This window comes from Mesorhizobium sp. WSM4840, from assembly GCF_055811755.1.
Genome location: NZ_JBVVQD010000009.1, coordinates 1 through 11,219, shown reverse-complemented (window position 1 = coordinate 11,219; position 11,219 = coordinate 1). Strand labels below are relative to the sequence as shown.

The 11,219-nt window shown below is 62.4% G+C and carries 12 protein-coding genes; 4 read left to right on the top strand and 8 right to left on the bottom strand.

Going from position 1 to position 11,219, the window contains the following annotated elements; translation table 11 throughout:
- Nucleotides 1–28: 28 nt before the first annotated feature.
- Nucleotides 29–259 (top strand): hypothetical protein, encoded by a 231-nt coding sequence (locus AC0L3I_RS14145; RefSeq protein WP_292182999.1) that lies wholly within the window; start codon nucleotides 29–31, stop codon nucleotides 257–259.
- An 86-nt stretch (nucleotides 260–345) separates the two neighbouring features.
- On the opposite strand, the gene AC0L3I_RS14140 is transcribed toward AC0L3I_RS14145, so the two are convergent.
- From AC0L3I_RS14140 to AC0L3I_RS14125, 4 genes are all read right to left on the bottom strand, one after another.
- On the bottom strand, nucleotides 346–591 hold the full coding sequence (locus tag AC0L3I_RS14140; protein WP_473487976.1) for a DUF680 domain-containing protein: 246 nt from the start codon (nucleotides 589–591) through the stop codon (nucleotides 346–348).
- Between the two features lie 219 nt (nucleotides 592–810).
- A complete protein-coding gene (locus AC0L3I_RS14135; RefSeq protein ID WP_473487975.1) occupies nucleotides 811–1,458 on the bottom strand; it encodes a TetR/AcrR family transcriptional regulator in 648 nt (215 codons plus the stop codon).
- A 98-nt stretch (nucleotides 1,459–1,556) separates the two neighbouring features.
- Nucleotides 1,557–2,051 (bottom strand): MaoC family dehydratase, encoded by a 495-nt coding sequence (locus tag AC0L3I_RS14130; RefSeq protein ID WP_029348059.1) that lies wholly within the window; start codon nucleotides 2,049–2,051, stop codon nucleotides 1,557–1,559.
- Nucleotides 2,052–2,077: 26 nt separating this feature from the next.
- Complete coding sequence (locus AC0L3I_RS14125; RefSeq protein ID WP_473487974.1) at nucleotides 2,078–2,893, bottom strand: SDR family oxidoreductase; 816 nt, start codon at nucleotides 2,891–2,893, stop codon at nucleotides 2,078–2,080.
- Between the two features lie 189 nt (nucleotides 2,894–3,082).
- On the opposite strand from AC0L3I_RS14125, the gene AC0L3I_RS14120 reads away from it, so the two are divergent.
- Together AC0L3I_RS14120 and AC0L3I_RS14115 are read left to right on the top strand one after the other, a co-directional pair.
- A complete protein-coding gene (locus AC0L3I_RS14120; RefSeq protein WP_473487973.1) occupies nucleotides 3,083–3,346 on the top strand; it encodes a DUF4258 domain-containing protein in 264 nt (87 codons plus the stop codon).
- A complete protein-coding gene (locus AC0L3I_RS14115) occupies nucleotides 3,343–3,534 on the top strand; it encodes a DUF2283 domain-containing protein (RefSeq protein ID WP_123151247.1) in 192 nt (63 codons plus the stop codon). The genes AC0L3I_RS14120 and AC0L3I_RS14115 overlap by 4 nt, the downstream gene beginning before the upstream one ends.
- Before the next feature lie 7 nt (nucleotides 3,535–3,541).
- Here the strand turns inward: AC0L3I_RS14115 and AC0L3I_RS14110 are convergent, their stop codons facing one another.
- The 3 genes from AC0L3I_RS14110 to AC0L3I_RS14100 all read right to left on the bottom strand — a co-directional run bounded on the left by AC0L3I_RS14110 (nucleotide 3,542) and on the right by AC0L3I_RS14100 (nucleotide 9,017).
- Complete coding sequence (locus AC0L3I_RS14110; protein WP_473527276.1) at nucleotides 3,542–6,673, bottom strand: efflux RND transporter permease subunit; 3,132 nt, start codon at nucleotides 6,671–6,673, stop codon at nucleotides 3,542–3,544.
- Entirely contained in the window at nucleotides 6,673–7,827 is a 1,155-nt protein-coding gene (locus tag AC0L3I_RS14105; protein WP_473487971.1) for an efflux RND transporter periplasmic adaptor subunit, read from the bottom strand. The genes AC0L3I_RS14110 and AC0L3I_RS14105 overlap by 1 nt, the downstream gene beginning before the upstream one ends.
- A 260-nt stretch (nucleotides 7,828–8,087) precedes the next feature.
- On the bottom strand, nucleotides 8,088–9,017 hold the full coding sequence (locus tag AC0L3I_RS14100) for a LysR family transcriptional regulator (RefSeq protein WP_473487970.1): 930 nt from the start codon (nucleotides 9,015–9,017) through the stop codon (nucleotides 8,088–8,090).
- Between the two features lie 127 nt (nucleotides 9,018–9,144).
- On the opposite strand from AC0L3I_RS14100, the gene AC0L3I_RS14095 reads away from it, so the two are divergent.
- Nucleotides 9,145–9,924: an alpha/beta fold hydrolase gene (locus AC0L3I_RS14095; RefSeq protein WP_473487969.1), complete on the top strand. Its 780-nt coding sequence runs from the start codon at nucleotides 9,145–9,147 to the stop codon at nucleotides 9,922–9,924.
- A 304-nt stretch (nucleotides 9,925–10,228) separates the two neighbouring features.
- Here AC0L3I_RS14095 and AC0L3I_RS14090 read toward each other — a convergent pair whose 3' ends face one another.
- Complete coding sequence (locus AC0L3I_RS14090; RefSeq protein ID WP_473488049.1) at nucleotides 10,229–10,657, bottom strand: CBS domain-containing protein; 429 nt, start codon at nucleotides 10,655–10,657, stop codon at nucleotides 10,229–10,231.
- Nucleotides 10,658–11,219: the final 562 nt, after the last annotated feature.

The window sequence follows — 11,219 nt, the reverse complement described above, 5'->3', positions numbered from 1 at the left end:
TGCCGGAGCAAGTCGAGGGAGAATGTCGATGCCGTCGAAATCGGCGCCGAATCCACCGGTCCAGAAGACGCCGGCCGTGCGCTCGTTCGAACACGAGCAGCACCAAGAACCAAACATTGAAGAGGAACTCGAGGAAGGGCTTGAGGACACGTTTCCGGCCAGTGATCCCGTGTCAATCACCGGGACCTCCATTTCCGGTGCTCCCGCAAGACCCGGCAAGGCCAAGATCGTGGCCGGAATGAAGAAGCGAAGGAAATAGCTTCCATCGGGCTCCAGCGGCGCCGGGCTGAAATGGCCACGAAAACGGGCGGTCAGGATTTCCTGTCGCCCTTTTGTCTTCGAACCTCAGAACGTGCTTGGCACGATCCACGGATCGATGTCGATACCGAGCCGCGGGCCCTTGTTTTCAGTCGAGCCGTTGCGAGTGGCCGAGCCTGACTTTTCGACCGATCCGGTCGCGTCGCAATCGAGCTCGATGTTGATGTCGGCGCAGGCTGCGGCCGGCGCCTGCTTGCCGGGCTGGCTCTGGCCGGCGAAGGCCGCGCCCGAGAATGCCAGGACGGCCGCGAGGGCGAAGATCGGCTTTCTCATCTTCTGTCTCCAGTTCAACCGCTGAATTTTCCGTACATGTACGGTAAAGCGTACATATACACCCGGCAATCAGAGGGTTCAAGCCAGAAGTCGTACATGTACGAAAATTTTATGTGGATGTTGGGAATCGCGTCGCACCAGCGCGCGCCGAGTTGCGCACGCGGCGCCGTTCACCCGTGCCGTACACGATCTTCAGGTACCCGAAACCGAAGGAACCTTTCAGCAGCAGTTGACCCGCGTCTCGGTCAGCGGCGGCACGTCCTGGGTGGCCAGCGCGGCAAGCGTGAAGTCGCACATCCGCTTGACGAAAGCCTGCTGGTCGCCGAACGGATAGAAAGGAAAGGTGATCAGCAGCGAGATCGTGCCGTGACCGACCGCCCATAGCATGGTGGCGATGGCGCGCGGGTCGCCCTTCAGCCTGCCGGCGGCAACGCAGGCCTCGACCCTATTGATCAGCACTTTCATCAACGGGTTGCCCTCTTGCATCTCGGCGAAGTTCCTGCCTTCCGGGGGCTTGACCTTTTCGGTCATGAACACCGTGCGATACTCGTTGGGGTTGCCAAGGCCGAAGGCCGCGTATTCGGTCATCACCACCCGCAGCGCCTCGATCGGATCGTCGGCCGGGTGATCCTCGATACGCTTTGCCAGAGTCTCGAACGCATCCTCGGCCAGCGCGAACAGAATGTCCTGCTTGTCGGCGAAATAGGAATAGACCGACATCGGTGCATAGCCGACGCGCTTGGCCAGCTTGCGTATGGTGAGGCCTTCATAGCCTTCCTCCTGCACGAGCTTGTGCGCCGCATCGACAAGTTCGGAGCGCAGTTCGGCCTTTTGTTTCTCGCGGCGTGTCTGGACGCTGAGCGGCAATCTTCGCCTGCCTTTATTGTTAGTGGCTGGCTAAATTATATACGCTGTACGGAATCGGACAAGATGATCGCCGTAACAGGGTTACCAGCGTTCGCCACTCAAGCCGCTTCTGGCTGGCGTTCGATCAATGTCAGCGTCAGCCAGCGCGCGGTCAGCGCCGGTTTTTTCGACCCCTCGATCTCGATGGTCACATCATGCGCCGTCTGCACCCAGCCCGACGGCCTGACCTTGACGTCGGCCAGCACGAATCGGGTGCGGATGCGCGCGCCGGTCTTCACCGGCGCCAGGAAGCGCAGCGAATCGAAGCCATGATTGACGCCCATCTTGCTGTTTTCGAGCGGCGGCATGGTCTCGAAGGTCATTGCCGACAAAAGCGAAAGCGACAGGAAGCCATGCGCGATGGTGCCGCCGAACGGCGTCTCGCGCTTGGCGCGCTCCGGATCGCAATGGATGAACTGGTGGTCGTCGGTGGCATCGGCGAATTGGTCGATCATGCGCTGCGAGACCACCCGCCAGGGCGACACGCCGACTTCCTTGCCGACGCTGGCCAGAAGCACATCGAGACTGATCGGTTCCACGCTGATGTCCTCCATTTCAACCGTCCGGAACGCGAGCGGCTTCATTCCTTGAACAGTGTCAGCCCATGCTGCACCGACTGCCCGCCATCGATCGGCAGGATGGCGCCGGTGACATAGCTGCCGGCACGGCTGCACAAATAGAGCGTTGCGCCGGCAATGTCATCCGGCGCGCCGATGCGGCCGATCGGAACATGGCCGCCGACATGCTTGGCCTGGTCCTCGGTCGCGGTGGCGAAGGCGGTCATCCGGCTCTGGAAGGGGCCGGGCGCGAACGCGTTGACGGTGACGCGGCGGGCGGCGAACTCGATCGCCAAGGTGCGCGTCAGATGATGAACAGCAGCCTTCGACGCAGCGTAAGAGTAGGCGTCGTCGGCCAATGGCTGCGTGCCCATCACCGAACCCAGATTGATCACCCGGGCCGGATCGGCATCGCTGGCGGCGGCGTCGAGCAGCGGCAGAAGCTCGCGCGTCAGATGGAAGACGGCGGTGACGTTGACGCCGAACACCTTGGCCCAGGCATGGTAGGGGAAGCTTTCCAGCGGCGCGCCCCAGGAAACGCCGGCATTGTTGACCAGGATGTTCAGCCGCTCGGCCCGCGCCTTGACCTCATCGACCAGCGCTGCGATGCCAGCTTCGCTGGAGACATCGCCGGCAAAGCCTTCGGCCCGGCCGGAGCCGCCGAGGCCGTTCAGTTCGCCGGCAACCCTGATGCAATCCTCGCCCTTGCGCGAGGCGATCATCACGGTTGCGCCGGCCCTGACCAAAGCGGTTGCAGCCATGCGGCCGATGCCGGTCGCAGCCCCGGTCACCAGCGCGGTCTTGCCGGCCACCGAAAACAGCTCGTCCAGATAGCTCATTGCAATTTCCTCCGGATAATTCCCTCGCTCCTGCCCCCTTGTCCAGACGAAATGGCTCGCGTTGACAAGGCTTCCCGAAGTACGATCATTCCTTGCCACGGGTAAAGTGCCTAAACCGAGGCGATGGGGCGCGTGTTGGCTGACTGGCCGGGCCCGGCGGCACGGTGTTGATCGGGATATGGCTGCGGAATGATTGCGAAACGCCCGCTGCTGTACACCAACCATGCCGAGACAGTCATTCGTGAACGTTCGCTCGACAAACGCTGGATCGAACGAGCTGTGTGGGAACCGGATTGGCAAGCGGCGGATGTGAAAGACACCTCGGTGATACGTCTGTACAAGCGGGTGCCCGAAAATGGCAATCGCATCCTGCGCGTCATCTGTGTGGTAACGCCTGAGGAAATCCGTATACTGTCTGTCTACTTCGATCGCGGGGCGAGAAGGCCGAAATGACACTCAAACTCGAATATGACCCGGAAGCTAATGCTGCCTACATCCGTTTTTCCTCGGAAGCGATTCAGGAAAGCGAGGAAGTTTCCGCAGGCATAGTCCTCGACTATGATGCTGAGGGTCACATCGTCGGCATGGAGGTGCTGGATGCCCGAGAACACCTTCCCGCCGCGATGTTGAAGGCTGCCTGACCCGAACCTACTCCGCCGGGTCGACATTGGTGTAGGCGGCTTCCTCGAGCTCGCGCTTCAGCCGCGATGCCTCTTCCACCTTCGGCGTGACGAAGCGGCCGAGCAGGAGATAGGCGACCGGCGTCAGGAACAGCGTCGACACGGTGGCCAAACCCAGGCCGCCGACGATCACCCAGCCGAGCGCGATGCGCGCCTCGGCGCCGGCGCCGCTCGCCAGCACCAGCGGCACACCGCCGAGCACGGTGCAGATCATCGTCATCACCACCGGCCGCAGCCGGATGGTGGAGGCCTGCTCGATCGCCTCGCGCACGCCGAGCCCGCGGTCGCGCAACTGATTGGCGAACTCGACGATCAGAATGCCGTTCTTGGCCATCACGCCGACCAGCAGCACCAGGCCGATCTGGCTGTAGGCGTTGAGGCTGGTGCCGCTGAGCAAAAGGGCAAAGATCGCGCAGGCGAGGCCGAGCGGCACCGTCGCCATGATGATGACCGCGCTGACGAAGCTCTCGAACTGTGCGGCGAGCACCAAAAGAATGATGACCAGCGAGAAGCCGAAGATGGTGATCATGGCGCTGTTGGTCTCACCCAGCGTCGCCGCCTCGGCCAACGGCACGATGCGGCTGCCCGCCGGCAGCAGCGGCGTGGCGATTGCTTCGGCGCGGGTCAGCGCCTGGCCGAGTGCGAAATCGCTGCTGAGGTTGGAGGTGATCGCCACCGACGGCTGCTGCTGCTCGCGGGTCAGCGAGGGCGGTACGGCGCGCTCGGTCAACGTGGCGATGGTCGACATCGGCACGAAGCGGCCGTCGGCCGTCTTCAGGAAGATGTTCTCCAAATCGGTCGGATCGTTGATCGGGTTGGTCGTCGAGACGAGCTTCACCCCGTAGCTGCGGTCGGCGATATAGACGTCGACGACATCATTGCCGTCGAGCATGGCCTGGGAGGTATCGGCAAGCCCGGTAATGTCGATGCCGAGGTCGGAAGCGCGCTCGCGGTCGATGGCGACGGAAAGTTGGGGTTGCGTCGGGTCGACGGAGAGCCGCGGCGACTGGAAGCGGGGATCCTTCTGCATCTCGGCGATGATCTTCACCGCAGCGTCGCCGAGCGCCGCACGGTTGTTGCCGACCAGCGCGAACTGCAGGCCGTTGCCGGCGCCGCGAATACCGAGGCTGTTGGGCTGTATCGGAAAGACGCGCACGCTCGGCACCTGCCGGGTGAGCCGGCTGATGTCGGCCATGATCTGCTGCTGGCTGCGGTCGCGCTCGTCCCATGGCGCCAGCGTCATCACCATGAAGCCGGCGTTGTAGGCGCCGTTCCGGCCGGCGCTCTCGAAGGTGTTGCGGATTTCGCCGGAATCGCGCAGCGGCTGGATCAGTTTTTCGATCTTCTGCATCTGCTGCGTCGTGTAGTCGAGGCTGACGCCTTGCGGCGCGTCGACGCGCATGAGCACGACGGCACGATCCTCGGTCGGCGTCAGTTCCTGGCGAATCGTGCCGAACAGCGTGAAGGCGGTGGCTCCAAACAGCAGCGCGACCAGGAGCACGATCCACGGCGCATCGAGGCAGGTACGTAGGCAGCGCCGGTAGAGCCTGTTCAGCGCGCCGCCGATGCGGGCGCCGATGCCGCTGCCGCCTTCGTGATGAAGCGGCGCGACCGACAGCATGCGCGAGGCAAGCATCGGACAAAAGGTCAGCGCCACGACGGCGGACAGAAGCACCGATATTGCGAGAACGAAGCCGAATTCGCGAAACAGGCCGCCGGTCTGGCCGGGCAGGAAGGAGATCGGCACGAACACGGCGACCAGCGTCAGCGTCGTGGCGATGACGGCGAAGAACACTTCCTGGGCGCCAAGCACGGCCGCGGCGCGTGGCCCCATGCCTTCGTTGCGTCGTCGCACGATATTTTCGAGAACGACGATGGCGTCATCGACGACCAGGCCCGTCGCCAGCACCAGGGCGAGCAGCGTCAATATGTTGACCGAGAAGCCGGCGAGATAGATGGCGGCGATCGTCCCGATCATGGCGACCGGCATCGCAAGCCCCGGAATGAGCGTCGCGCGCCAGTCGAGGAGAAACACGTATATGACGATCAGCACGATGGAGACGGACAGGCCGAGTGCGATTTCGACTTCATGCACCGCGCCGTTGACGAAGACCGCATCGTCGCTGGTGACCTTGATCGACATGCCCTGGGGCAGATCCGCCTGCAGCGTGGCGACCGCGGCTCTGACGCCGGTCGAAATATCCAGCGTGTTCGATTCCGCCTGGCGGATGATGCCGAGACCGATGCCGGTCTTGCCGTTCGAGCGCAATGTGGTCTGGCCGATGTCGGGGCCGAGCGTGACGGTGGCGACGTCGCGGATGCGGGTCGTGCCGCCGATGATGATGTTTTCGAACTCCTCCGGCGTGGTCACGTCCGCCGTCGGACGCACGATCAGGTCCTGGTTGGTCGTGGTGATCGAACCGGCCGGCGAATCGAAAGCGACCGAAGCCAGCGCTGTCCTCAGGTCGGCGACGGTGAAGCCCAGGCTGGCAAGTTTGTTCTGGTCGACATCGATGCGGAAGATCTTGTCGCGGTCGCCATAGACCTGGACGTCGGCAACGCCGGGCACGGCGGCAAGCTCGTCCTCGATCTGGTCCTGGACTAGCACCGTCATGTCCTGCACCGACATGGTGTCGGAGGTGACAGCCAGCCGCATCACCGGCTCGGAATTGGCGTCGGCCTTGACGATGCGCGGCGCATCCGCCGTGTCAGGCATCTGGTCGACGACGCGGCCAACGCCATCGCGCACATCGGAGGCGGCGACGTCGAGGTCGACGCCGTCGTTGAATTCGATGGTGACGCGGCTCGTGCCGAAGGACGAGGTGGACGAGATCGACCTCACACCGGAGACGCGGGCGACCGCGCCCTCAATCACGTCGGTCAATTCGCGGTCGACGGTCTCGGCCGCAGCGCCTTCAAAGGTCGTGTTAACGGTGACGACGGCGCGATCGACATCAGGCAGTTCGCGGACCTCGACACCGTAGAAGGCAGCAAGGCCGGCGACCGCGATCAGCGTGTTCAAGACCAAGGCCATCACCGGCCTGCGGATGAACAGCGCGGTGAAGCCTGTGTCGCCGGCGGCGTTGTTGGTTGCGGTCATCAGCCGTCGGCGTCCGCGGCGCGCTGTTCTTCGCCGGCGATGCGGACCTCGCCGCCTTCGCTGACGCTCTGGGTGCCTTCGGTCACCACCATGTCGCCGCTGACGATCGGGGCGTCGATCAGCACGGTCTCGGTGTTGCGCTGGATGATGCGCACGGCCACCCGCTTGGCCTTGCCGTCCACGATGGCCCAGATATAGGCGCCGTCCGAACCCCACTGGATCGCCAGCGGACTGACCGCCGGATAGCTGTCGCCGGGGAATTTCATGGAGATCTGGAAGGACATGCCGGCACGCAGCGAATCGGCCGGGTTGGCGATCTTTGCCTTGACCAGGAGGGTACGGCTGGCTTCATCGATGTGGTTGTCGATAGCGGAAACCGTACCGGTATAGGCTTTGTTGGGATTGGCAATCGGCGTCGCCGACAATTGCGCGCCGATCTTGACGGCGGCGGCGAAGCGCTCCGGCACCCAGAATTCGACCAGTATGCTGGAGCGGTCGTCGAGGGTGGCGACCGCCGACTGGCTGGTCACATAGTTGCCGGCGGCAATCGGCAGGATGCCGACGACACCGGCGATCGGTGCGACGATCGAGCGGCGCCGCAAGGCCAGTTCCGCATCGCGAAGCGCCAGCTTGGCATTGGCCAGCACCACTTCGGCATCGGCAACGGCGACCGCTGTCGCAGCGTTGGAAGCCCGCAGCGATTTGACCCGGACGAGCTTGGCCTGCGCGTCCTGCAAAGCAACTTTGGCGCGGTCCTGTGCGATCACCTCGGTGTCGGAATCGAGGGTGGCGATCACCTGCCCCTTTTCGACATGCGCGCCGGACTCGACCAGGAATTCTACTAGGCGGCCGGAACTGTAGGGATTGATCGTCACCGAGGCGTTGGCGCGGCCGGTGCCGATCGCCTGCAGGCGATCGTTGATGATGGCGGCGGACGCCGGCAATGCAACGATAGTCACCCGCCGGCCGGCGGCGTTGCGGCTGCCTGCTTGCCCGGCGTTATCGACGGCGCCCGTTGGTGGCGTTGCGGCATAAGCCCAATCGATGCCCCAGCGCGCCAGCACATCCGGCGCGCCTGGAAAAAAGCGAACCCAGGCGGCCGCAGCCGCGACGAGGATCACAAGTGCAAATACGATCTGTTTCCAGGTGGCCATCGGCGCTCCGGTTGGCAAATATACCGCCTACGGTTCCCAAGGTGAAGTAGACGCGACGGCACACTCCGACACGCAGGATGACTCGTCGATATCAAAGCTTTATGGCAATTCTCCCGCTCGCTTGCACATTAAATCGGCGTAACGTTGATAAGGGCTAGCTCGGGTCAAACTGCATCAGCCGGCTACTGCCAAAGGGGGTAGTGGGTCAGTTTAACGCCCGGCGATGCGGCGGAAGAAGCGCTTTGTGCGCAGGATCGGCTTCAGATGTGGCTCCCTTTGCTGTCAATCCTCTTCAAGTCGAGCCGCGGAATGAGGAAGTCCAAGAATGCTTTAACCTTGGGCGGCTGAACGCCGCCTCCTGGCCGGATCGCATAGAGGGTCGGTTCGGGCCCTGCCCACTCGGGCAGGACACGAACCAGTCTTCCAGCCGCAACGTCCGACTTGACGCGCACATGGTTGGTCATGAACAGGCCAACTCCCTCCAGCAGGAACCCGTGAAGAGCCTCTGGATCGCTGGCGACGGCCACTGCTCGTACTTTGAACTGGGACTGCTCGCCGCCGCTCGACAGGGGCCATTCTACAGCCGGACGATTGAAATAGAATTCTGTCAACAGACAGGCATGTTCTGCCAGCTCCGAAGGATGCTGTGGCATTCCCGCACGTTCCAGGTAGGTCGGGGCTCCATAGATGCCCATCGGTAATGCGCCGAGCCGCCGAGCCGTGAGCGTGGAATCGGGCAGGGTGCCTTCCTGGAGCCGGAAAGCGACGTCGATGCCCTTGGTGACAAGATCGACGACTTCGTGCCCAAGAAGCAATTGCGGGAACACCTCTGGATAGAAGCGGCGAAACTCGGTGAGCAGCGGCGCGAGGACGCGAGTTGCCAGCCAATACGGGGCTGTAATCCGAAGCCACCCGCGCGGATGTTGCTGCAACTCCGCCACTGCGTTCTCCGCATCCTCCAGATTCTTCACCACTCGCTCGCAGTGCTGGAAATAAACCGCTCCCGCTTCAGTCAGCTTCAGGCTGCGCGTTGTCCGATTCAACAGTTGTGTCTGTAGTCTGGATTCCAGCTCCTGCACCTTCCGGCTGATCCGTGTCTTCGGCACCTTGAGCACGCGCGCCGCCGCTGTGAAGCTCCCTTCCTGCACCACCTTTACGAAAGCGACCGTATCGCTGAAGTCGTGCAGCATTTGCGTCCTCCAGGATTGTCTCTCATTTTGAGACATTGATGTCCGAATCCGCTCGATAATCAAGTCAGACCCTTCAGGGTAGATCATGATTGTCCTATCAACAGCAAAATCCAACTGGAGAATTATTATGATCAAATCCCTAGCGATCGCCGTCGGTGCGCTGACGCTTTCGGCAACTGCTGCCGACGCACAGAGCGCGCCGCTCCGCAATATCGTTCTCGTCCACGGCGCATTTGCCGACGGAGCTGGATGGCGAGGCGTCTACGACCAACTGACAAGTCGTGGCTATAAAGTCTCGATCGTCCAGAACCCGCTCACGTCGTTCGAAGACGATGTAGCCGCAACGCGTCGCGTGCTCGCCCGGCAGGATGGGCCAGCCATTCTCGTCGGCCATTCCTACGGTGGCACGGTAATTACAGAAGCCGGCGACGCTGCCAATGTTGCGGGCCTCGTCTATGTCGCTGCCTTCGCTCCAGATGTCGGTCAGTCCACGCTGGACCAATATGCCGAGGTTCCTCCTCCGCCGAACTTTCAGCCTGACGTGCAGCCCGATGGCTTCGCGTTCCTGAAGACTGAGACGTTTAAGGCCGGCTTTGCCGGGGACACCGACAATGCCGACGCCGCATTCCTGCGCGACTCACAGGTGCCGATCGCTATGAAGGCGCTTGAGGCCAAGGTGACGACGGCGGCGTGGAAGACCAAGCCAAGCTGGTACGTTGTCGCGACTGAGGACGGCGCTATTGCGCCCGAACTGCTTCGGAGCACCGCCGATCGTATCGGGGCGGTCACGACCGAAGTCAAAGGCAGCCATGTGGTGTTCCTTACCCAGCCACAGGCCGTAGCCGAGGTCATCGAACAGGCTGCCAAGGGTGTGGTGCTGGGCGATACCGCGGTGGCACCGAACTGACATCGCCCAATCGTAGCTCTGAGCCACGGCAAGAGCGCAAGCGAAAACGTGCAAAATACTAGTGCAGCCCGGGGGCGTCATCGACGCTCCCGGCATAGGCAGGGAAGGTGTGGTTAGGGCTCGGTCGAGCCATCGCTTTGGGCTCTTTGAGACGCGACAACGCTAGAGGCCATTTCAAACCGACTCGTGCCGCCGCTCCTCTTTTTGTTTGAGCATCGGATATCCCCACACCGGTACCCACTTTGGGTCCGATGTTAGTGCGGGCCGCTGAACTCAGTCCGATCTCGCCTGCCGGGCAGAGCGCTTACGTCGCGTGTGCGCCGCCGGGCACGACCACGCCGGACATCGCGATTCCGACGGTTGCCGGATCTTCCTTCAGCGCCGCGTCCGCGAGCGAGACCACGCCCACCAGGCGCTTGTCGCGATTGAGGACGGGCAACCGCCTGACCTGGATATCGCCCATGTTCTGGACGACGTGCTCGATATCTTCGTCCTCGAAGCAGTATTTGACATCCTCGGTCATCACGTCGCGGACTGTCGCGTTGCCGTCCTTGCCTTCGGCGACCGCACGCACGACGATGTCACGGTCGGTGATCGTTCCGACGAGTCGGTCGTTTTCTCCGACCGGCAGAAATCCGACGTCGTCAACCGCCATTCGTTTCGCGATTTTCTGCAGCGACTCGCCAGGACTGGCGAGATGGACGTTGGGGGTCATTATCTCAGCGACTTTCATGGTGAATCTCCCTGTTGGTGCCCAGAACGGCACCACCGCCTGCGGTCGTAGAGCGATATTGGCCTGGAAGACTTGCTGAGGACCTCAGGCCTGTCGCGCTGCGACGCTCGCTCGGCGGTCCCGTTCTTCGCTGATGGAACTAACAGCCGGGCCGAATGGTTCCAGCCATGATCCTTGAATTTTCCTGTTTTGTTCCCATATAAGCTCACAGGACCGGAGACGGCTCCGCCGCATGGGGACAGGTGAGCTCCTGGTCCCGTGCGGTTCAAATTTTCATGGTGAGAACCTTCGGATCGTGGCGATCCAGCCGGTCTACCTGAAGTTGTCCAGCCCGGAGACAACAAATCGTACCTAAGACATGGTGTGGTGCACCCTGAACTGGGACGCAAAAAGGGTAACAGTTCTCCGTAAAAAAAGACGGAAATCGTTGTTGACACTTTGGACGGCTGCCGACTATATACGCCTCACCAACGAGGGCGGCGCGTCGCTGGCGACGAAGAAGTTCGCTTCTAGATCTGCCCTCTGCGAAATTCAAGAGAGCCGCGTGAGCGACACTCGAACG

Bases quoted from the DNA above. Each gene is read 5' to 3' on its own strand.
- AC0L3I_RS14145 (WP_292182999.1), top strand. From the start codon at position 29: ATGCCGTCGAAATCGGCGCCGAATCCACCGGTCCAGAAGACGCCGGCC.
- AC0L3I_RS14140 (WP_473487976.1), bottom strand. From the start codon at position 591: ATGAGAAAGCCGATCTTCGCCCTCGCGGCCGTCCTGGCATTCTCGGGC.
- AC0L3I_RS14130 (WP_029348059.1), bottom strand. From the start codon at position 2,051: ATGGAGGACATCAGCGTGGAACCGATCAGTCTCGATGTGCTTCTGGCC.
- AC0L3I_RS14125 (WP_473487974.1), bottom strand. From the start codon at position 2,893: ATGAGCTATCTGGACGAGCTGTTTTCGGTGGCCGGCAAGACCGCGCTG.
- AC0L3I_RS14120 (WP_473487973.1), top strand. From the start codon at position 3,083: ATGATTGCGAAACGCCCGCTGCTGTACACCAACCATGCCGAGACAGTC.
- AC0L3I_RS14115 (WP_123151247.1), top strand. From the start codon at position 3,343: ATGACACTCAAACTCGAATATGACCCGGAAGCTAATGCTGCCTACATC.
- AC0L3I_RS14110 (WP_473527276.1), bottom strand. From the start codon at position 6,673: ATGACCGCAACCAACAACGCCGCCGGCGACACAGGCTTCACCGCGCTG.
- AC0L3I_RS14105 (WP_473487971.1), bottom strand. From the start codon at position 7,827: ATGGCCACCTGGAAACAGATCGTATTTGCACTTGTGATCCTCGTCGCG.
- AC0L3I_RS14100 (WP_473487970.1), bottom strand. From the start codon at position 9,017: ATGCTGCACGACTTCAGCGATACGGTCGCTTTCGTAAAGGTGGTGCAG.
- AC0L3I_RS14095 (WP_473487969.1), top strand. From the start codon at position 9,145: ATGATCAAATCCCTAGCGATCGCCGTCGGTGCGCTGACGCTTTCGGCA.
- AC0L3I_RS14090 (WP_473488049.1), bottom strand. From the start codon at position 10,657: ATGAAAGTCGCTGAGATAATGACCCCCAACGTCCATCTCGCCAGTCCT.